The sequence below is a fragment of the Cytophagales bacterium genome, assembly GCA_019456305.1.
Classification (GTDB): Bacteria; Bacteroidota; Bacteroidia; order Cytophagales; family VRUD01; genus VRUD01.
Genome location: VRUD01000017.1, coordinates 17,797 through 39,002 on the forward strand (window position 1 = coordinate 17,797; position 21,206 = coordinate 39,002).

At 37.8% G+C, this 21,206-nt stretch carries 17 protein-coding genes and 1 pseudogene; 8 read left to right on the forward strand and 10 right to left on the reverse strand.

Features of this window, described 5'->3' with window-relative positions:
* Positions 1-102: 102 nt before the first annotated feature.
* A pseudogene (locus tag FVQ77_05395) lies at positions 103-363 on the reverse strand (hydroxyacid dehydrogenase).
* 264 nt (positions 364-627) lie between these two features.
* Between FVQ77_05395 and asnB the strand changes: the two are divergent.
* Positions 628-2,544: an asparagine synthase (glutamine-hydrolyzing) gene (gene asnB, locus FVQ77_05400; GenBank protein MBW8049766.1), complete on the forward strand. Its 1,917-nt coding sequence runs from the start codon at positions 628-630 to the stop codon at positions 2,542-2,544.
* 18 nt (positions 2,545-2,562) lie between these two features.
* Positions 2,563-3,774, forward strand: coding sequence for a glycosyltransferase family 4 protein (locus tag FVQ77_05405; GenBank protein MBW8049767.1), 1,212 nt, complete (start codon positions 2,563-2,565; stop codon positions 3,772-3,774).
* A 461-nt stretch (positions 3,775-4,235) separates the two neighbouring features.
* Here FVQ77_05405 and FVQ77_05410 read toward each other — a convergent pair whose 3' ends face one another.
* Genes FVQ77_05410 through FVQ77_05425 form a run of 4 tightly spaced genes read right to left on the reverse strand, consistent with a single transcriptional unit; the run spans position 4,236 to position 8,009 of the window.
* Entirely contained in the window at positions 4,236-6,071 is a 1,836-nt protein-coding gene (locus FVQ77_05410; protein ID MBW8049768.1) for an ABC transporter ATP-binding protein, read from the reverse strand.
* The gene (locus tag FVQ77_05415; GenBank protein MBW8049769.1) at positions 6,072-6,470 is read right to left on the reverse strand and encodes a HEPN domain-containing protein; all 399 of its coding nucleotides are present in this window, start codon (positions 6,468-6,470) and stop codon (positions 6,072-6,074) included.
* On the reverse strand, positions 6,460-6,774 hold the full coding sequence (locus tag FVQ77_05420; GenBank protein ID MBW8049770.1) for a nucleotidyltransferase domain-containing protein: 315 nt from the start codon (positions 6,772-6,774) through the stop codon (positions 6,460-6,462). Before FVQ77_05420 ends, FVQ77_05415 begins: the two co-directional genes overlap by 11 nt.
* 20 nt (positions 6,775-6,794) lie before the next feature.
* Entirely contained in the window at positions 6,795-8,009 is a 1,215-nt protein-coding gene (locus tag FVQ77_05425) for a DUF4476 domain-containing protein (GenBank protein ID MBW8049771.1), read from the reverse strand.
* A 234-nt stretch (positions 8,010-8,243) separates the two neighbouring features.
* On the opposite strand from FVQ77_05425, the gene FVQ77_05430 reads away from it, so the two are divergent.
* From FVQ77_05430 to FVQ77_05440, 3 genes are all read left to right on the forward strand, one after another.
* Positions 8,244-9,176 (forward strand): hypothetical protein, encoded by a 933-nt coding sequence (locus FVQ77_05430; GenBank protein MBW8049772.1) that lies wholly within the window; start codon positions 8,244-8,246, stop codon positions 9,174-9,176.
* Between the two features lie 112 nt (positions 9,177-9,288).
* Positions 9,289-9,564: a hypothetical protein gene (locus tag FVQ77_05435; protein MBW8049773.1), complete on the forward strand. Its 276-nt coding sequence runs from the start codon at positions 9,289-9,291 to the stop codon at positions 9,562-9,564.
* Positions 9,546-9,947: a type II toxin-antitoxin system VapC family toxin gene (locus tag FVQ77_05440; protein MBW8049774.1), complete on the forward strand. Its 402-nt coding sequence runs from the start codon at positions 9,546-9,548 to the stop codon at positions 9,945-9,947. The genes FVQ77_05435 and FVQ77_05440 overlap by 19 nt, the downstream gene beginning before the upstream one ends.
* 16 nt (positions 9,948-9,963) lie before the next feature.
* Here FVQ77_05440 and FVQ77_05445 read toward each other — a convergent pair whose 3' ends face one another.
* Entirely contained in the window at positions 9,964-10,434 is a 471-nt protein-coding gene (locus FVQ77_05445; GenBank protein MBW8049775.1) for a winged helix-turn-helix transcriptional regulator, read from the reverse strand.
* A 385-nt stretch (positions 10,435-10,819) separates the two neighbouring features.
* Between FVQ77_05445 and prfA the strand changes: the two genes are divergently transcribed.
* The 3 genes from prfA (at position 10,820) to FVQ77_05460 (ending at position 14,438) form a co-directional block, all read left to right on the forward strand.
* A complete protein-coding gene (gene prfA, locus FVQ77_05450) occupies positions 10,820-11,884 on the forward strand; it encodes a peptide chain release factor 1 (protein ID MBW8049776.1) in 1,065 nt (354 codons plus the stop codon).
* Positions 11,885-12,015: 131 nt separating this feature from the next.
* Complete coding sequence (locus tag FVQ77_05455; protein MBW8049777.1) at positions 12,016-13,374, forward strand: hypothetical protein; 1,359 nt, start codon at positions 12,016-12,018, stop codon at positions 13,372-13,374.
* A 26-nt stretch (positions 13,375-13,400) separates the two neighbouring features.
* Positions 13,401-14,438: a radical SAM protein gene (locus FVQ77_05460; protein MBW8049778.1), complete on the forward strand. Its 1,038-nt coding sequence runs from the start codon at positions 13,401-13,403 to the stop codon at positions 14,436-14,438.
* Between the two features lie 621 nt (positions 14,439-15,059).
* On the opposite strand, the gene FVQ77_05465 is transcribed toward FVQ77_05460, so the two are convergent.
* From FVQ77_05465 to FVQ77_05480, 4 genes are all read right to left on the reverse strand, one after another.
* On the reverse strand, positions 15,060-16,229 hold the full coding sequence (locus FVQ77_05465) for a T9SS type A sorting domain-containing protein (GenBank protein ID MBW8049779.1): 1,170 nt from the start codon (positions 16,227-16,229) through the stop codon (positions 15,060-15,062).
* Positions 16,230-16,470: 241 nt separating this feature from the next.
* The gene (locus FVQ77_05470) at positions 16,471-17,043 is read right to left on the reverse strand and encodes a hypothetical protein (GenBank protein ID MBW8049780.1); all 573 of its coding nucleotides are present in this window, start codon (positions 17,041-17,043) and stop codon (positions 16,471-16,473) included.
* A 368-nt stretch (positions 17,044-17,411) separates the two neighbouring features.
* Positions 17,412-19,688, reverse strand: coding sequence for a hypothetical protein (locus FVQ77_05475; GenBank protein MBW8049781.1), 2,277 nt, complete (start codon positions 19,686-19,688; stop codon positions 17,412-17,414).
* A 236-nt stretch (positions 19,689-19,924) separates the two neighbouring features.
* A complete protein-coding gene (locus FVQ77_05480) occupies positions 19,925-21,088 on the reverse strand; it encodes an FAD:protein FMN transferase (protein ID MBW8049782.1) in 1,164 nt (387 codons plus the stop codon).
* Positions 21,089-21,206 lie beyond the last annotated feature (118 nt).

The window sequence follows — 21,206 nt, forward strand, 5'->3', positions numbered from 1 at the left end:
ATCACTACAATGATATTTTCGGTGATGGGTTTCAAATTACTTTTTCTTTTTTGGTGGATTTAGTTTCTTAACTGCCTTGTCAAAATCACTTTCAATTTCATTGTTGTAGAATTTTTGATTCCGTTCCACCATTCGTCCACCTTCTTTTCCAACTTGTAAGAAATCCTTACAAGTTGCCGCTTCATTCAATTCACCTTCTTCAAAAATATTTTTGAGGTGAATGGTTATGTTTTGTGGCGTAGTTTGAAACAGTTCTGCCATCAGTTTTTGCGTAAGCCAAACGGTTTCGTTTTCCAAACGAACTTCTAATTTGGTTTCGCCTGTTTCGGTGGTGTAAATTATTATTTGAGAATTATGCGTCATTGTGATTTTAATTTTTCATACTGCTTTCTTATTCTTATTGTTTCCCAACCCAGCGACTGCAAAATTTCAATCGCTGATTCTTCAATAATATTTTTGGAAGGATGAAGAACATATATTTAAACCTAAAAATCTAAATTAAAATGAAAGGTTATGTTTTAAATGGTTAATATTGTGATATAATGGCATAAATATAAGCATAAAATAAAAATACTATTTTTTCCATACACAATACCTTTCTCTTTTCATTCTTTTCAAAATATAAATATGTGCGGAATCTGCGGAATTGCCTCTCCCCTGAATTTCAATGAACGTGATGCTATTGTTCATAAAATGAACAATGCAATCACCCATCGTGGACCCGATGAAAACGGATTTTATTCTTCAGGATTTTGTACGCTGGCAATGAGCCGTCTGTCAATAATTGACCTGAAAGGCGGCAAACAGCCCATATTCAATGAAAATGATCAGTATTGTGTTATTTTTAATGGAGAAATATATAACTATAAAGAACTAAAAGAAGATTTAAGTTCAAAAGGGCATAAGTTTAAAACTAATACTGATACAGAAGTAATTGTACATTTATACGAAGAATATGGAGCAGATACGCCCAGGTATTTAAAAGGAATGTTCGCTTTTTGTGTCTGCGATATAAAAAATGAAGCGCTCTTTTTTGCCAGAGATCGTTTTGGTGAAAAGCCCTTATATTATTATTACAAAAAAGGGGTTGGAATAGCTTTTTCAAGCGAAATTGCGAGCTTGTTAAGTTACCCTGCCGTTCCGCGAATTCTTGATTTTGAAGCTTTAGGCTATTATCTGAAAGTAAGCATTGTTCCGGAACCTCTCACGTTGTTTAAAGATATCAAAAGCCTGCCTCCAGGATGCTGGCTTGAATATAAGGATGACAATATTAAAGTAAAATCTTATCATCAAATTGATTATGCACCTGATAAAAACCTAAAAACCATATCAGATGTCATAGACTTGATCAATCCTGTGCTTGAAAAGGCAGTAAAAAGACAGACAATAAGTGACGTACCTATCGGGGCTTTTTTATCAGGGGGCATTGATTCAAGCACAGTAGTTGCCAAGCTTCAGCAAAATTCATCAAAAAATATCAAAACTTTTACCGTAAAGTTTGAAGAATCAACTTATGATGAAAGTAAGATAGCTAAACAGGTTGCTCAACATTTAGGTACAGAACATCATGAGATCACTATACCTAATATGAATTTTACACCCGGTATGTTCTGGACAATCTTAGAACATACCGGGCTTCCTTTTCCGGATTCTTCTGCAATACCAACCTACATCATCACAAAAGAAATAAGCAAATACGTCAAAGTAGCCCTTTCGGGTGACGGGGGAGACGAAGTTTTTGCCGGCTATAATATTTTTCAGTGGGGTAATAAGATCCAATCTCTGAAAAAGATGCCTCCCGGTTTAAGAAAGTTTAATTCATGGGTACTAAACAAGTTAACATCAAGTCCGTTTTTCGCAATATCGAAATTACGACAAATAAGAAAAGCAACAAATATTTCATTATTTGATGATAATTACCTTCCTGTGGAATTGCACAGCATGTTTAATACCCATCAGTTAAATAAGATGATCGTTGACAAAACTACTTTGGAATATGTTAATGGCCAAATGCCATTATTAACTTATTTACCCGAAGAAGCAGAAGACTGGACACAGTTAAAACGCCTCATGTACTACAGATTAAAACATAATTTACCATTGGATATGCTCACTAAAGTTGACAGAATGAGTATGGCAAATTCATTGGAAGTAAGAACCCCTTTTCTTGACGTTGATCTGTTTGATGAAAGCATGAAAATACCCGACAAATTTTTGATAAAAAACGGGAAAGGAAAATATATTATCAGGCAGCTTATGAAAAACAGTTTGCCTCGCATCGTTTTTGAGCATCCAAAATCGGGTTTTAGCATTCCGCTCCATAAATATCAAAATAAAGCTTACGAAGAACTAGCCAATTCATTGATCAATGAAAACAACCCAATCAGTGAACTTTTTTCAAAGCAGTATATAAATATAGTTAAAGAGTTGGCATTTACCAGGAAAAGTGATAAAGGAGATTTTAGCGTTTATCAAATTACGCATCAATTGTGGGCTATTATGCATTTGTTTGGATGGGTAAAAAGGTTTGGGGTATCAGTATAATATCTATAAATTTCAAATATGTCTAAACATTCAATTCTATTTGTCGGTTCATTTAAGAAGGAAGGTAAAGATGGTAGCATAGGGGGTACCATGGTTGCATGTAGATCACTCGTTGAAAGCAAACTTTCCCAATATGTTCATTGGCATTTGATTGATAGTACATCGGATACGGTACCTGCACCTGTAATGTATAAAAGACTTTTTAAGGCAATTAGCAGAATTTACAGGTTTATTTATTTAATCAATAATAAGAAGATTAGAATCGCATTGGTTTTTTGTAGTTCCGGATTCAGTTTTGTTGAGAAAGGAATAATGATACTAATTGTAAAATTGTCCGGGAAGAAAACAATTTTTAGTCCCCGTTCAGGATTGATCATAAATGATATTGAAAATTCTTCGTTTATGAAGTGGTTTGTCGCAGTAGTGATCAGATCTTCAGATTTAGTAATATGTCAAAGTAATAGCTGGAAAAATATTTATCAATCAATATCCGGAGAAGATGATAGCAAATTTCAGGTGATCAGTAATTGGATAAATTCTAAAGAATATACCAGCCCCAGCCCCCCTGCCTCCCGCAATGCTGGCCCAATGTCCACTGGACATCGTCCTCCCCAAAGGGGGGACTTTACCACCCCAATTGCCAAAGGCAAAAGCGAGGGCAAAGCCCCCGCCTCGGGGGGGTTGGGGGGGGCTAATATATTATATTTAGGATGGATAGAAATATATAAAGGAATTTATGACCTGATAAAAGCGGTTGAGTTAAATAAATCAGACTTTAAAAACTGCTTATTCCATATATGTGGAATGGGTTCTCAGATAAATTCTGCAAAAAAGCTTGTAAATGAATTAGGACTTGACAAGAGAATAATTTTCAAAGGCTGGGTCGGCCCTGAGAAGAAACTAGCTATGCTGAAAAGCAGTGATATTTTAGTTTTGCCTTCACATAGAGAGGGGCTTCCAAACGCTCTTTTAGAAGCTATGGCAGTTGGTCTGCCGGTCATTGCTTCCAAAGTAGGAGCTATTCCTGAAGTAATTAAACATGGTGAAAACGGCCTCTTATTTGATGCAAAAGATCATAAAACTTTATCCCGGTTGCTTATATCATTGATTGTTGATCGAAATAAAAGAAAAGTTTTAGGCCAAAAAGCACGTGAACATATTTTAAAACATCATGATATTGAAAAAGTCTGGAAAATATTTTTAGAGCTTTTTGATAAACTGGATCCATAATCCACTAATTGGACGTATCGCCTGTCTGCCACCCGCCTGCCAATTTGCGGGCAGGCAGGCAGGGAATTTCAATCCCGAATGCTCGGGACGAATTACACTAATTTGCACGAATTAAATTAACTTTGACATAATCCCATAGAAATAATTGGCTTTAGTTTAATATAGCGTGTTAAACTGTATCTTACCTCTGTAAACGTACACGAAATTGATAAAATCGGTCCCGAGTACTCGGGAGCAATCGGCAAAAAGGCAAAATTGATAAAGTATCCAGTCGGCAGTCCACAGTCCCCAATCGGCAAAAAACAATTGCCGACTGCTCCCGAGTACTCGGGATGGACTGCCGACTAAAGACTGTGGACTGCCGATTGCCGACTGCAGATTGTGGACTGCCTACTGCCGACTGAAGATTGCCGACTTAAAGGTATTCAAGGCAATTTTGTGTAATTAGTGGCTATATTTTCTCACCCAAACGTCTGCATCAAATTAAGCTTCTTATACAGCCCGTTTGTCTTCATCAGCTCCGGGTGAGCGCCTCTTTCAACGATCTTGCCATCATCTATCACGATGATCTCATCAGCGTGCTGAATGGTGCTGAGGCGGTGTGCTATTACGATGGAAGTGCGGTTTTTCAGCAGGTTGGAGAGCGCCTGCTGCACGAGCTTTTCAGATTCGGAATCAAGACTGGAGGTGGCCTCGTCCAGGATAATAATGGGGGGATTTTTCAATATTGCTCTTGCGATGCTGATCCGCTGTTTCTGCCCGCCTGAAAGTTTTACTCCCCTGTCTCCAATATTGGTCTGATACCCGAATGTTGTTTGCATAATAAAATCGTGGGCATTGGCTATTTTCGCTGCTTTTACCACTTCATCTTCAGCAGCATCAGGCATTCCAAATGCGATATTATTAAAAATGGTATCATTGAAAAGGATAGATTCCTGCGTAACGATACCCATAAAATTTCGGATAGAGCCGGTATTATATTCTTTGAGGGAAATATTATCTATCAAAACCTTGCCCTCAGTAGGATCATAAAACCTTACGATCAGGTCAGCCAAAGTTGATTTGCCGCCTCCGGACGGACCTGCGAGCGCTATGTTTTTTCCTTTCTCTATTTTCAGGTTTATATTGCTTAGAACCAGATTTTTTTCATAAGCGAACGAAACGTTTTCGAACCTGATGCTATCCTTAAATTCCGTTAAATGTATTGCCTCTTTTTTGTCTTTAATTTCCGTATTGGTATCTACAATTTTTAATACCCTTTCTCCTGATACAAGCCCGCGCTGGATACTGCTGAAGGCAGATGAAATCGCTTTTGCAGGTACCAATACCTGCGAAAACAGAATGATATAAGCAATAAATTCACTGGCAGAGAGGTCAGATTGATCACTTAATACTAATGTACCTCCATATAGTAAAATGCCTGCTACTATGGTCACGCTCATAAATTCTGAAAGCGGTGAGGCAAGGTCTCTTTTATATGCCATGGATTTAACATAGCCGGCATACCTGTTGTTTTGTTTGTTGAATTTATCCATGATATATTGCCTCGCATTGAACGCTTTTATCACGCGTAGCCCGGTCAAGGTTTCATCTATGATACTTAATATGATACCGAGGGATTGCTGACCCCGAACCGACTGTTTTTTTAATCTTTTTGTGATCTCTACAATAATAATTCCCATAGTAGGCATGATTATAAGTGTAAAAATCGTAAGCTTGAATGACATGATGAATAAAAGGATAAAAAAGCCGATAATAGTGGCGGGGTCTCTGAACACTACGGTTAAGGTACTCACCACAGAAGTTTCAATTTCCTGTACATCATTGGAAAGCCTGGACAGTATATCTCCCTTTCTTTTGCTGGAAAAATAGCCCAAATGCAATTCTGTGATCTTTTCGAAAACCGTTTTACGGATATTCCTGACAACACGCGCCCTTACTTTACCAATGATCCTTTGCGCAAAATATTTGAAAAAATTATTTAAAAAGACTGAAACTACAATGACGCCACATACAAACTTCAATGCACCGATCTTACCGTAAGCATTAATAATAAGACTGAAATAATAATAAAATATTTCTTTCAGGTAATTGATCCCGAAACCCAATTCAGGCTTAGTAAGCATGGCATTAAGCTGTTCATCTTCAACTGTTCCAAATAAAACATTCAATAAAGGAATAAGTAAAGCAAAATTCATCAGCCCGAAAATGATGGAGAGGATCGCGAACAGGAAATAGAGGGGTACAAATCTGCTGAAAGGTTTGGCAAAAGAAAGTAGTCTGAGGTAGGTTTTCATTTAGACATAAAAGTTCATTTTATCCAAAATTATTTTCCTAAATTTATCAGCTATATTAATTGCATCTTGCAGTTCTTTATCAGTTGGCTCAACAATTTTTTCAGGGTATCGTATTTCAACAGCATAATCTTCTAATTTGTCAACCATCTTATAATATTGATCTGAAAATTTGTCTTTTGAGCTAATTAAATCCAATAGATATGTAAGATTGTGTTTATGTTCAAAATCAATATCTAAAAATATCAAGTATCCTTTTAGATATTTTTCTACGGCTTGCTGACAATGAAAACCGATAATATCTTTATATTCAGCAATGTGTTCAAGGGTCAATTTTGAAGTACCTAAATCATGATCACCTTTAATAATCCAATTTTTAATAATTTCTTGCTTACTTTTCATACACTACCTTACCCGTTTTTAACACATTATTAATAAAAGTAAATCTTAAATCTTTATCTTCGTTGAATTCTTTATTCGTATAGATTACGATATCAATAGGTATCATTGATCTCCAAAAATATTTCCTTACTTCACTGCCTCTTTTATACCTTGGTAATTTAGTATCTTTTATTACCAATAAATCTAAATCACTATGTTCATTTGGGTTTTTATTGGCATAAGAACCAAAAAGAATGATTTTTTCAGGGTTGTAATTCTCAACAATTTTGTTTATAACCTCATTAATTTTTCTTTGACTTATCATTTTATGGAAAGTATTTATAACTATCTTGAATTTATATATTCATTCAATTCCTCAATACTTGATTCAAAGTCAAAAGCATCGTTTACCTTATAGTAATTACCCAGGTCATAGGTATAGCCGTAAGCATATTTAGCATACTTGATGCGTGTATCTTCAAAATCAAATAAAAGCATAATTTCCTTAACCTGTGAGGAGAGCAGGCAATTTGAGCTGGTTACTTGCCTGGCAATGGTAAGCTTGCTGTCTGAAAAAGATTTTGAAGCGATGGAATTTTTTGCATTTCTGAAATCGTTGTCGGTCATAGGCAAAGGGCAGCCAACAGGCCCATTATATCCAGGCAGCACATAAACATGCTCATGTGGCGGTGCAGTTTCTTCTGTAGTGGTCGTTGTAATGGTAGTTGAAATAGTCCCGCCAAAGGCGGGATTAACACCGGTTGCCGGCTTTCCACAACTGCCTACATAATCACCATGAGCAAGATGTGACTCCAGCGCATTCCTGGAAATACTGAGCGTATGCGCCATGGAGGGATTGCCGGGTGGTATGTGGCAAATTGTTACCTTATTTCCGGCAACATCACCGCCAGTAGTAGTACCTGCTGATGTACAATGATGGCAGGTGCAGCCCGGTGGATGCCCGGTTGTAACAGTAGTGCTGGTGGTTATAGTACCTTCATCGGTGCCTGTATTCGTCCCTTCAGCGCCTACATTTACATTCATATTAAATCCAACACCATCTTCACTCACATTGATGCCTATGGATACGTTATCCCCCCCGGTATTTCCTCCCTGATTTTCTGTGGTAGTGGTAGTAGTGGTGGTTTCTGTAATGGTAACTTCAGTTACCGGTAGTGGCTCAGCATGGTAAACGATTACAGCTTGATTTGGAGCAGGTGGCGGGGCGCTCGCTAAAGGCACTTCACTGATCATCCGCAATACATATTGCCCTTTTTTATTTAGTTTGATGTTGAATGCACGCTCCGTACCTGGTTCAAGGTAGAGATTTTTGTCCATCACACCCAATGACTGATCTGCAAAGATCACTTTGAGCTTATAGGAATTGGCGTTCAGATCAGTGATCTTTACGTTGGTTTCGGGTTTTGGATTTTGTTTTACTCCGTTAAGGATGGCGGTGAATTGCTCACCCTGTTCGGTAAACAATATTATATTTGATCTCTGAGCGAATAGCTGAGACGCAAACATTAATGCAGCTAGAATTAGAATTTTTGTTTTCATGATTAAAAAAGCATCTATTATTTAAATCGTAAATTTACCATTCTTATATCTCAAATACAACCCTCAATTAAATAAATGCTCTATTATAGAAAAGTTTTTATTTTTTTTATAATTTTTTTTTGACAAAACCATTAAACCTTTTACCTTTGCCGTTGTCTTAATGAGGTAAATCAATCCCGGTCTGTATGGACGGGGTAAACAGTTCAATTTTTAACCTTTAAACAATTTACAATTATGAAAAAGTTAATTTTTATCGGGTTATTCTTCGCCTTTGCAGGCGGTTTGGTATTAACCGGCTGCAAAAAAGAAAAAGAAAAGGAGCCGAAACCGACTACGGATACGCAGTCTACTACGGATAATGATCTGGCACAAAGTGAGTTTGATGATGTATATACCACTACTGATGAAGTGATGGAAACAAACAAAGGTACTATTGGCAGACTTTCTGCACCGGTGGTTATTACAGTTTGGGATTCAATGCGGTGTGCGTGGGTTACAATCAATACAATTGCTAAGACAATTGATATTAATTTTCCAGATACAACATGTACCAGTTATGACGAAAAAGAAAGGAGAGGCAAAATTCATATTACCTATACTGCCCGGCTAAGAATTCCACAAGCAGTAGTTACGGTTACTACAGACAGTTTTTATATTAATGGTAACAAAGTAGAAGGTACAAAAAGAATCGAAAATATGAACACAGTATCTAATTTTGATTCAATGACTTTTAATATCAAAGTATATGCAGAAAATGGTGACACTGCTGTAATGGCCAGGGTTATTTTGAGTGATGGAGCTATAATTCAATGGAAAACAGATAGAATAAGAAAACACTTTTTTAAAACAAATTGGCCGATACCTGGTTGGTGGAAGGATGATGAATTTGAAATAACCGGTAGTGCAAGTGGTGTTAACCGTGCTAATATCTCATTTTTAGTAAACATCATAAAACCACTAAGACGCAAAAGAGCATGTTTGTTCTATCCAACACCATCGGCAAACAGAACAGTGATTCCTGTTAGCGGTACTATTGAAGTTAAGCCCGACAACAAAGATAAAAGAGTTATTGATTTCGGAGATGGTACTTGTGACAAAATTTTCACTGTAACAGTTGCTAATGTTGTATGTACATGTACAGCAGGTGTAGGCTGTAATTGTCAGTAAATAACTACAAGAATATTTTTTTAAAAGAATAAAAAATCAGGGGCGTTAGGTATAGCGTCCCTGATTTTGTTTTAAATCAATATTATTCTAATTTTGTAAAAAAATACTACTTATGAACACTATAGAAGTAAACATCAAAAGCAATACAAAAGACGAGTTGTTTGTATTACGTCTTAAAAGCGTCAAAAAATTGCAGTTCTTTAAGAAATTCCTGGAATTTATGGATTTTTCCAGAAAAAGTAATTCGATTGAAAAAAATAAATACAAGGATTTGCCTATTGAGCCAAGAGATCCAAACGTTGATTTTCTTGATTTAGCTGGTATTTGGAAAGGTAGAAATATCACTTTAAAAGAATTACGTAAAAAAGCATGGGGAGGGAGGGCATAAATAATCGATTGGTATTGTGTGATAGCAATATTTTTATCAATATTTTCGACAATCACCAACCTACTATTGATATTTATAAACAAATTGGCGCAAATAATGTTCTAATTTCTGACATATCCGTAATGGAATTATACAAAGGAATGAGAAACAAAACTGAATTGAATAGAATGATCAAAAAGTTAAAAGGTATTCAGCGGCTGCATTTTAATGATGAAGTTTCAAAATTGGCAACAAAATATATCAAAAAATACCATTTAAGTCAAGATTTAGAGATCCCTGATGCTATTATTGCTGCATCTGCTGTTAGATATAAATTACCCCTTTTTACCTATAATACCAAAGATTTTAAATTTATTCCCGGCATAAAACTTTATAAGTCTTGATTAACAAAAATTTTTCTTAGCTAATACTGATCTGCCTGTTTGTTATCTCTTCTAAAGTTATAAAGGTTTCTGTTCGTTCGACCTCTTCAATGCTTTGTATTTTGTCAGTGATCAGCTTAGCCAGATCGCTGGTGTCTTTACATACAATTTTAGCCATCAATGTATAAGCTCCGGCAGTATAATATAACTGGGTGATCTCAGGGATATCTTGAAATTTTTTCCGGCCTTCTTTACTCAATTGCCCTTTTTTGAGATGTAATCCCAGGAAAGCTATTATGTCATATCCGAGTTTAGATGTATCTATTTGCAGCAATGCTCCATTTACAAGACCTGTTTTTTCCAATTTTTTCATCCTGAAATGGATCGTGCCACCAGAAACTTTTAATTCTTTGGCTATATCAGTAAATGAACACCTGGCATTATTTAAAAGAAGGTTTAAAATTTTTTTGTCAAGCGCATCAATTTTTATTACCTTAGACTTCGACATGGTATTTTATCTTTTGTTATTAATTATTAATAAAGCACAAAATTATGAAAGTTTTTTTATTATAAAATAACTATTGTACATTTGTTCTAAATTTTTTTCAAGATCTCGCTTACATGCTTGCCAGGTGTTTGCCTAAGCTGGCGTAGCCAGAACCAAACAAGTTATTAATCAACAATCAACAGTCAACAGTCGGCAGTCGGCAGTCGGCAGTCGGCAATCGGCAATCGGCAATCGGCAGTCGGCAACATTGGCGACTGTGGACTGCAGACTGTGGACTTGTTTCAGAATGTATAAAAATATTCTGCCAAAATATGTCAGAAGTAAAAATATTAGACACTAAGACAGGCGGGCAGGTAAGCAAGATCTTGAAAAAAATTTAGTTAAAATGCTAAAAAAATTAGAATCAATTAAACAGCGATTTGAGGAAGTAGGGAAGCTGCTCGTACAACCTGAGACCATAGCTGATATGAAGCAGTATTCTATGCTTAATAAGGAATACAAGGCTCTGGAGAAAACCGTCAGCATATATAAGGAGTATAAAGATCTGCTGAGTAATATAGATCATACAAAACATATTCTTGAAACAGAAAAAGATGCGGATTTTCGTCAAATGGCTAAGGAAGAATTAGAGGCGCTATATCCTAAAAGGCAGGAAATAGAAGAAAAGATCAAGCTAATGCTCATCCCAAAGGACCCCAATGACAGTAAAAACATTATTTTGGAGATAAGGGCAGGAACAGGAGGAGATGAAGCTTCCATCTTTGCCGGGGACTTATACAGGATGTATCAAAAGTTTTGTGAAAAAACGGGCTGGAAACTGGAGCTGTTAGACTATAGCGAAGGAACATCAGGAGGTTATAAAGAGATTGTAAGCACAATCTCAGGAGAGGATGTTTACGGCATGATGAAATTCGAATCAGGGGTACACCGGGTACAACGGGTACCGGTAACCGAGTCACAAGGACGCATCCACACTTCCGCAGCCAGTGTGGCAGTGCTGCCCGAAATGGATGAAGTAGATGTGCAACTTGATATGAATGATATAAGGAAAGATACTTATTGCTCATCCGGGCCAGGCGGTCAATCAGTAAATACCACTTATTCAGCGGTAAGGCTTACGCATATCCCAACGGGCGTTGTGGTTCAGTGCCAGGATGAAAAATCTCAGATCAAAAACGCTGAGAAAGCAATGAAGGTGCTAAGATCAAGAATTTATGACCTGGAAGTTGAAAAGCATAATGCAGAAGTTGGCGCTCAACGCAGGTCTATGGTTGGCAGCGGGGATCGTTCTGACAAAATAAGGACATACAATTATCCACAGGGACGCGTGACCGACCATAGGATCGGCTATACAGTTCATAACCTCGCTGCCATCATGGATGGGGAGATCAGTGATTTTAGTGAGAAGCTGAGGATTGCGGATAACGCTGAAAGATTAGTTGAAAGTTGACAAAAGTCGGGAGTCGGGAGACCGAAGTCGGATGCAAAAACTTCTGGTTTTAAACAAAAATATTAAATACAAATTTCCTTTTTAGAATAAACGATTTGCAATTTTTTAATTTACACTTCGTTTTGTCGGTAATGAAAACATGGTTGCTAATATTATTCTCTCTTCTAACGCTACTATTCTCTTGCAAACCTGACGATGAAATAATTATCACTGATCCTGGTATTAGGCTCCGCTTTTCTACGGAGACCATTTTGTTTGATACGGTTTTTACTTCTGTAGGCAGTGTTACCAAAAGGCTGAAAGTGTATAATGACCATAAAAATGCGGTAAACATTAAAAGTATCTCACTTGATCCAAATTCCCCTTATTCTATAATTATTGATGGGCAGGAGACCAATATTGCGCTTGATCACTTCCTTCGTGGGGGCGACAGCCTTTATATTTTGGTAAAAGTAACCATTACTCCCGGAGGGATTGATACGGTGTTCATAGAAAAAGATTCCATCGTTTTTAATACAAATGGAAATTTTCAGGATGTGAAGCTGGTAGCATGGGGGGAGGATGCGTATTTTTTTAACGATTCCATTTTAGATTGCAATATAGTTTGGAACAATGTTAAACCTTATGTGATCTACAATTCAATACTGGTTGATAGTGCGTGTAGTTTAACTATTCAGGCAGGGGCAAGGATTTATTCAAATGTCACTACTTTCATCATTGTAAAAGGAACATTAAAAGTAGAAGGTACAGTAGATGATCCTGTAATATTTTGTGGGGTGAGGTTAGAAGATAAATTTGATAATGTACCGGGGCAGTGGGGGGGGATATTTTTTTTAGGAGCTAGTAAAAATAACACCATTGACTGGGCTATTATTAAAAATGCATTCCGGGGAGTATGGTTAGGAGCGCCGGACGATAACGATATAATTCCTGAATTGACAATATCAAATACGATCATCAAAAATATGACCGATGTTGGAATTTTGGGTTATACGGTTGATATCGAGGGTTATAATTGTTTGGTTACCAATTGTCAAAACAATACCGTAGCGGGTTTACTTGGTGGTTATTATGATTTCAAACATTGTACTTTTGCTAATACTTCTATGTTTTCCCGAACTGATCCTGGAGTTGTTTTTAGTGATAATTTAGTGGGATTTAATAATGAACCTTTAACTGTGATATTAATTAATAATATTATTTGGGGAAATTTAGAGGATGAATTTTTACTGAGTATTATTGATACGCCTCAAACTTCAGTAGGATTTAATTCTAATTTAATTAAAACCACTGATAAGTTATTAGATAATTTTGGGAATATAATAAATAATGACCCATTATTTATTAACCAGATAGACTATAATTTTCAATTAGATGCACTATCTCCTGCTATTGATTCAGGTTTATATATCGGTATTACAAATGATCTTGCAGGAAATTCCCGCGATACGAAGCCGGATATTGGAGCTTATGAATATGTGCCCGAATAAACTTATTCAAAAATAAATCTAAATCGATGACGAACAAATTTTCAGACGCCCTCAATTTCTTCTCTAAGCTAACCTTGCTGCGGATCTGGAATGCTATTCAGATACTGACAAGCTATTACATTTCAAAGTGGACAAAAAAACTCTACCACAGGGGTTTTCCCATAAGCATTGCCATTGAACCCACTACTTCCTGTAATCTTCGCTGTCCGGAATGTCCGAGCGGGTTGCGGTCTTTTACTCGCCCAACAGGAATGTTAACGGCTGAGCTGTTTACCAAAATTATTGATGATCTGTATAAACATATAGTTTACCTGACATTTTATTTCCAGGGAGAGCCTTATTTGCACCCTGAATTTACCAGGTTAATAAAATATGCCTCCCAAAAAGGTATCTATACGGCTACCTCGACTAACGCACACTTCCTGCGTGATGAGAATGCCCGAAAAACGGTTGAATCGGGCCTTGACCGTCTTATCATCTCCATTGACGGCACAACAGAGGAAACTTATCAAGCGTATAGAATAGGGGGGAGTCTGAGGGGGGTGATTGAAGGAACTAAGAATATTGTCAAATGGAAAAAGCAGCTAAAGTCAAAAACACCCTACCTGGTATTCCAGTTTTTAGTAGTAAAACCAAACCAGCATCAAACAGAGGAGGTCTATAGCTTAGCAAAAGAGCTGGGTGTGAATGAAGTTAAATTAAAAACCGCTCAAATATATGATTACGAAAATGGATCACCGCTAATGCCTACCATAGACAAATATTCACGTTATAAGCAAAATGATGATGGAACATACAGCATCAAAAATAAATTGTTGAACAGTTGCTGGAAAATGTGGCACTCCTGTGTGATCACCTGGGATGGACAGGTAGTACCTTGCTGTTTTGACAAAGATGCACAGCATCGTTTAGGTGATGTGAAAACTGATAATTTTAGCACGCTTTGGAAAGGAGAAAAATACGATCAGTTCAGAAAGGCATTGCTCATATCACGCAGCGAAATTGATATTTGCAGGAACTGCTCGGAAGGGACGAAAGTGTGGGGAGGGCCGAGCGTATTGTAGAACAGACTTGAATGATCTAAACCACTAATTACACGAATTTCACTAATAAAAGGCTTTAGTTTAATATAGCGTGTTAAGCTGTATCTTAGCGCTGTAAATGTACACGAAATTGATAAAATCGGCAGTCTCCAGTCGGCAATCAGCAGTCTGCAAAAAGGCAAAAAACAATTGAGTCCCATCAGAGTCCCCTTTTTAAGATAGTAATATGTTTGAATTTAGGATTTCCGGTCCCGAGTACTCGGGATGATTGTACTAAGTAGGGGCAAAATTCTTTCCACCGGGTTACCATTGGGAGTCCCACTTATGGGAGTCCCACTTCCCGTGGGGCTCCCAATCAAGGGATTGGCAATCCTTTATTCGGAGCCCCACTTGGAGTGGGACTCCGAGAGTCGGGCTCCCAATAGGGGACTATGGCAATCTTCATTCGGAGCCCCACTTGGGCAGAGACGCCCAAATTGGGCGTCTCTGCCCAAGTATCACCTCTTAAAAGATTTTTTTAGGGGGAGAAGAAGATTTTTTATTTTTTTTCTTTTGTCTTTTGCGGAGGGGCAGCCACACTTATTTGATCCCGAATATTCGGGACTGGCAAATGTGTTTAGCTGCGAAGAGTGGGCTTTCTTCTTAATTGTTCAATATTATTATCTGTTTATTAATTACTCCTTTATTACTTATTAGTTGGAGATTATAGACGCCAACCGGATACTTGTTTAAATCAAGTTGCTTTTCATAGATGCCTTTAAATTGTTTTAGCTTCTCTCTAAATAATACCTGTCCTAAGTTGTTGACAATTTTTAGCTCTAAATTTTCTGCTTGCCCGCCTGCCGAACGGGCAGGTGTTATGTTCATTACAATATTGAACTCGCCGGTATTGGGATTGGGATATATTTTTAAAATACTGCATCCTGAACAAATTGCGGCAGATGTTGGAATTGTTGCCGGGGTACCATTTAACAATCTTGCAATCCGGTTTCTCCCTGTCCCATTATAGGAAGTGAACCAGCCACCGATAATAATTTTCCCATCGCTTTGTATAGAGGTTGTCAAGACATCATCGTTTGCTCCTGTGCCAACATTAAAAGTACTGTCAAGGGTACCATCGGTATTGAGGCGGGCAATACGGTTTCTCGATATTCCATTATAGAAAAAGAAGTCACCACCGATAATAATTTTCCCATCGTTTTGTATAGAGGTTGTAGAGACACTAAAGCTTGCTCCCGTACCAACGGTAAAAGTACTGTCAAGGGTACCATCCGCATTGAGGCGGGCAATACGGTTTATGGCTGTTCCATTATAGGAAGTGAACAAGCCACCGATAATAATTTTCCCATCGCTTTGTATAGAGGTTGTCAAGACATAACCGTTTGCTCCCGTACCAACGGTAAAAGTTCCGTCAAGGGTACCATCCGCATTGAGGCGGGCAATACGGTTTATTGCTGTTCCATTATAGGAAGTGAACTGTCCACCGATAATAATTTTCCCATCGTTTTGTATAGAGGTTGTCTGGACAGTCCAGTTTGCTCCAGTACCAACGGTAAAAGTACTGTCAGGGGTACCATCCGCATTGAGGCGGGCAATATAATTTCTTGCTGTTCCATTATAGGAAGTGAAATCGCCACCGATAATAATTTTCCCATCGCTTTGTATAGAGGTTGTCCGGACAGTACTGTTTGCTCCATCCCCAAAACCAAAGCCGATGTCTGTGGGGTTAAAGGAGGGGTCAATGGAGCCGGGTTGGGCTTTTGCACAAAAAATTATGTGCAAAAACAAGGATAAGAATAGAAGTTTTTTCATAGCTTTAAAATTGGTTTGGATTAAAGGGCATCTCTAAAAACTACATATTTTTTAAAACACACCCCTTGCCCCTCTTGATAGAGGGGAATGTATGGTGTAGTTTTTAGAGATGCCCATAGAATACAATTTTTGGTGTTCAGGGCAAAAAAGATGCTAATGTAGCAACAATTTAATTACGCAATATTGTAATCATAAAATATATTATTACAAATTAATGTTGCAAAACTAAATTGTTGCTACACTACTTTCTCCACCAATCATCTTCATCATCATCATCTCCATCGCCAAATCCGTAGTCGTAGGGATTGCCGTTTTCATCATCGTAATCCGGGTCAAGGTGGTAAGGGTAATACTTCATCCAGTCGTCTCCGTATTTTCTCTTAATATGACTTGTTTCACATTCTAATTCCATTTTCCGTTCTTCTTCAGGGCTTAGTTCTTCATCGCTCATTCCGGCAAAGAGTTCGGCAAATAAGAGGCAATGACAGTATTCTCCCAGAGCGCATTTTCCGTGTTCGGTACCCGGGAGGCAAAGGTCAAAGAAGCCCATGCTCCAGCGTTTAACTTTGGCTTCCTGATTGAAGTTGTCGCGGAGAGCGGCATACTGAATGCGCTCCGGAACTTCAATTTGAAGCACAAAATGCCAGTTGTAAGCGTCAAGCATTTTTATTAAAGTGTTAAGAAGACGGTGCACCTGTTCATCGGTAAGCATTTCGGGAGGCGGCAGTTGAACCTTGCTGATGCCTGTCCATTCTTCAAGAGAGCGTACAGGAGCGGTTTTATCTTCTTCATCACACGGTATCCAATCGAACAATGACTCTTCGCTCTCAATAAAAGGCAAACTTACATTTTCAGTGGCGTAAGCGATGTCCGCTAAAAGTTGTTCAATGTATTTTTCCATGTTGAATGGGATTTTTATTAACTGCTTGTGCTAAAACACCCACATAAAGTTAATAACAGTTAATAACAGTTAACAACAGTTAACAACGGTTGCTTAAAACACTGCTTTTTTGCAATATGCTCCTTTTTTTCAAGATTAAGCATATGAAAAAGTAACCGATATTAACCATTATTAACCGCTATTAACTGTTTTTAACCATTTACATAGAGGACAGCCAATGCAAATACCACCATTAGGCATTTCTTAAATATTTTCATAGCGCAAATCTAATAAATATTTCTCTAAAATCTATAAAGACAAACCGGTCCCCTTTTAACAACGTCTATGTCACTGCAAAAAATTCTATCTTCTTTTTTAACAGGAGATTCCCCGCCTGCCATTGCGCTGTCTTTGCTTTGGCCTGTCCGCCAGACAGGCGGGCGGGCAGGCTCGCTTGCGCCATCGCTTTCTGCCAGCCTTGCACCCGGAATGACAAGCTCTTTATGAACACCCAATTTCACTTCGCTGCATAATAAGTAATCAAATCTCTTTTTTAAAAAAACAAGATCATCTTTTGTGTTAATGCTGTAAATTTTACCGTCTATAAGGATATGATCCGGCCTGGCAACAATCACCTCCAGATCGGGGCGTTTTATAAGGAAGGGAAACACCCAGTTCCAGCTATCTTCTGCTGCTAAAAACAGTAAACGCTTGCCTGGTTCTACCAGGTTGGTAAACCTTTTTACTACATCACTATGGTAGTGCATGTCATAATAGGCATCCCTGTTTAGCACAAAGTGAACCCAGGTAAAGATCACAGGCCCCGGATATACGAACCCAGCTTGCTTGCCCTCAAAATGACCTGTTATTCCCAACTTTTCTTTTATCAAATATCCCAACTCATAAATATTGATAAAGGGTTTCTTTATATTAAAAAGCGATGCGTAAAGCATGGTTAAAAGGGCAAGGAACAAGATAATGTTTTTGAGTTGCCTCGCTATCGTTTGAGAGGTTTTCGCAATAGCATAGGGTTGCCTCCCCGCCTTTGGCGGGGCCCGGGACAAGCTTTGCCACGTAAAAGCAATACATACCCCGCTTCCTCCAAAGAATAAAGCAAAAAAACGGCTGTTCCAGGGCATCCAGGCTACCGTATAGGAAAGGATCAGGAAGTAACATAAAAGCGAAAGTGAGATAACACGAATAAATCCTTTTCCCTTGATCGAAGAATAAATTACAGCAGGTATTATTAAAATACCCAGCAGCCCGTACCATGAAAAATCCTCATCCGGAAAAGGTTTACCAGAAAGGTTAACCGGATAAAGCGCCCCCGTTGAGTTGTGATTACCCAGCATCTTATCATGGAATCCGGTTAGCAGATTTCCGCCAAGTTCTTCAGGCAGGTCAATTGCTTGTAAAACATACCTGCCTGCATTTATAGCGCCTCCTGCCAACCCATCTTGATTTATGTGCTGCTCTACACCAGCCCTTTCTCCCCAAATGCTGCCATAATTATTTAAATTGTTGTTCCAGAATACCATCAAACAAAAGATCAGCCCTAATGGTAATAAGAAAGATATTTTAGATAGAAATCTTCGTCCGGCCACTAAACGTTGGAAATAGGGAAGGAAAGTGGCCAGATTGAGTATCAGCGAAATCCCGATCTTATCGGGACGAATATTTCTTATTGTAAACAACATTTTTTTTATCCTGTACTCTTTTATCAATAACAGTGCATAGAAAAATAAAAATGGGACTAAAAATCCTAAGAAGTAGGCTTTTACAGATAATCCGAATAATAAGGCGACAACAATGATATAAAAATTAGAATATTTTTTAGTAGAGTAAAAGTTAAGTGCAGCAAGGAAACATACAACCACAACAGCAGCCACAGGAATATCATTTTTTGTAGTCACAGCCTGCAGGATGAGTCCTGACAGAGAAGCGATAATGAAAGAGGTGGTTAAGCTTAAATTGGCATTATTGAAAATCTTCCTTACCAGTCCGAAGGTGCCTGCTATCACTGCCGTATAGCTCAAAAAGCTAAAAACAGCAAGGCCAAAGTCTGAATAGAATCTTAAAAATAGAAAGGACAAAATATCATATCCCCAGGGATGCATTACTTGCCGGTAAGTGCTGAAGTTTTTTAAAAACAAGCTTCCTTCTTCCTGGAACAACAGTACTCTTGCCAGGTTGTAAGTCAAGGCATCCCAGTTGCCGGGAGGCAAAAGAAAGGATTGTAAAAAAAGATAGCTTGAGACTGAAACTAAAATGAATGATATGGCCTTATTTGTCTTGCAAAATTGAACAGACTCTTTGAATGAGTCGAAAATGATCTGTTTATTCTTCCGGATCTGAAAAAATGAAAAAGCCAGAATACCAAAGTCAAAGAAATAATAATATTGATGGATTCTTAATAGAAAGAACAACTGGATGGATAAAGAATAAGTTGCAAAAATTAATATAATGGAGTAAACATATGATTCAGGTGTGGTGTATTTTTTTTTTCTTAGAAGAGAAAAAACGGCAAGGATAGCTATGAATATTTCAAAGATGACCAAGGATGATAGAAATAGGTTCATTAGGAATTTAATTCAATAGTAATTCAATAGTAATTTGATGGTCATACAATGGTTATACAATGGTTATACAATTGATCAAGTAAAAAGTAAAAAGTAAAAAGTAAAAAAAAAGTAAAAAACTATTGACAACTGAATTACAACTGAATTAACAACTGAATTACAGCCGAATGAAAGCAAACAATTGAGGAGTATAATTGAGTGTCATAATTACTATTACTTTTGCAACTAAGTACTAGTCATTCTTCAATAATTATGCCTTCCAATCCTTCTGTCATAAAAGAGTTTATTTTCCCTTTATCATCCTCAAAAATAAAATATGCTTCCAAGTCATCCCTGTGTTTTATAATTTCAATTGCTTTATCTTTACCCACCACCATGAATGCCGTAGCGAAAGCATCAGCGGTCATGCAATCTTCGGCAAATACGGATACGCTTAACAAATTGTGCTCTACAGGATATCCGGTTTTGGGGTCAATCGTGTGTGCGTATTTTAACCCTTCTTTGATATAATAATTACGGTAATTCCCGGAAGTAGCGATGGCTTTGTTATCAAGCTTGAAAGCCACCCTAAACCCCAAGCCCCCATCCCGCAATGCTGGCTCGATGTCCACTGGACATCGCCCTCCCCCCGAATCGGTGAATCGGTGAATCGATGAATCGGTGACTTGCCTCCCCCGTTTCTCCGTTTCTCCGTTTCTCCGTTTCTCCGATTCAGAGGGACTTGGGGGCATGGGGGGGCTGATGATGCCTATTGTCCAGACTTTTCCATCTTTATTTTTTCCCATGCAAGCTACCTCTCCCCCTATTTCTACGAGGTAGTTATCAATATTACGAGACCTTAAAAAAGCCGCTATTACATCTACACCATACCCTTTTGCTATGGCGCTAAAATCAAGCATGAAGCCAGGTTTGGGTTTACGAATTGACAGGCTATCGAAATATATGCTATCAAAGCACACGTATTGTAATAGAGAGTCCACAGCGTCACTATCGGGCATTTCTGCTTCTATAAATCCAAAACCCCAGGCATTGACAAGCGGCATCACCGTTGGATCAAAGGCGCCTTTAGTATAATGGAATACCTCGTAGCTTTTTTGCAGTACAGGATAAAAATAGGTTGATGAAAATTTGTGTATGGAGTCATTGTTATTAAATAGTGAGATCTCTGATTCGGCAATATAGGTGGATAAAGCATTATTGAAATCTACCAGTAACAAATCTATTTCTTTTTTAAAAATTGTTCCACTCTTTCCGAAATATTTTATGGAATAGTAGGTTCCCATAGTGGTTCCATTAATTCCAACAAGTTGTTTCCGTGATTTCCTGTAGTAGTAAACAATAACCATTATCAGGATCAGGACAATGGGGTAGATTTTGCTTTTGTGGGGGAATTTTGCCATGGGAGATAATTTATTGTATCGCCTGCCTGCCGCAGGCAGGGAATTTCAAAGTTATTAAAGATTTGTACTTCAATTTATTTTTCTAGCTTTTAATAATCAGGTTCTGGGTTCTTGGCAC

Coding starts and splice junctions, on each gene's coding strand:
- asnB (MBW8049766.1), top strand. CDS start 628: ATGTGCGGAATCTGCGGAATTGCCTCTCCCCTGAATTTCAATGAACGT.
- FVQ77_05405 (MBW8049767.1), top strand. CDS start 2,563: ATGTCTAAACATTCAATTCTATTTGTCGGTTCATTTAAGAAGGAAGGT.
- FVQ77_05410 (MBW8049768.1), bottom strand. CDS start 6,071: ATGAAAACCTACCTCAGACTACTTTCTTTTGCCAAACCTTTCAGCAGA.
- FVQ77_05415 (MBW8049769.1), bottom strand. CDS start 6,470: ATGAAAAGTAAGCAAGAAATTATTAAAAATTGGATTATTAAAGGTGAT.
- FVQ77_05420 (MBW8049770.1), bottom strand. CDS start 6,774: ATGATAAGTCAAAGAAAAATTAATGAGGTTATAAACAAAATTGTTGAG.
- FVQ77_05425 (MBW8049771.1), bottom strand. CDS start 8,009: ATGAAAACAAAAATTCTAATTCTAGCTGCATTAATGTTTGCGTCTCAG.
- FVQ77_05430 (MBW8049772.1), top strand. CDS start 8,244: ATGAAAAAGTTAATTTTTATCGGGTTATTCTTCGCCTTTGCAGGCGGT.
- FVQ77_05435 (MBW8049773.1), top strand. CDS start 9,289: ATGAACACTATAGAAGTAAACATCAAAAGCAATACAAAAGACGAGTTG.
- FVQ77_05440 (MBW8049774.1), top strand. CDS start 9,546: ATGGGGAGGGAGGGCATAAATAATCGATTGGTATTGTGTGATAGCAAT.
- FVQ77_05445 (MBW8049775.1), bottom strand. CDS start 10,434: ATGTCGAAGTCTAAGGTAATAAAAATTGATGCGCTTGACAAAAAAATT.
- prfA (MBW8049776.1), top strand. CDS start 10,820: ATGCTAAAAAAATTAGAATCAATTAAACAGCGATTTGAGGAAGTAGGG.
- FVQ77_05455 (MBW8049777.1), top strand. CDS start 12,016: ATGAAAACATGGTTGCTAATATTATTCTCTCTTCTAACGCTACTATTC.
- FVQ77_05460 (MBW8049778.1), top strand. CDS start 13,401: ATGACGAACAAATTTTCAGACGCCCTCAATTTCTTCTCTAAGCTAACC.
- FVQ77_05465 (MBW8049779.1), bottom strand. CDS start 16,229: ATGAAAAAACTTCTATTCTTATCCTTGTTTTTGCACATAATTTTTTGT.
- FVQ77_05475 (MBW8049781.1), bottom strand. CDS start 19,688: ATGAACCTATTTCTATCATCCTTGGTCATCTTTGAAATATTCATAGCT.
- FVQ77_05480 (MBW8049782.1), bottom strand. CDS start 21,088: ATGGCAAAATTCCCCCACAAAAGCAAAATCTACCCCATTGTCCTGATC.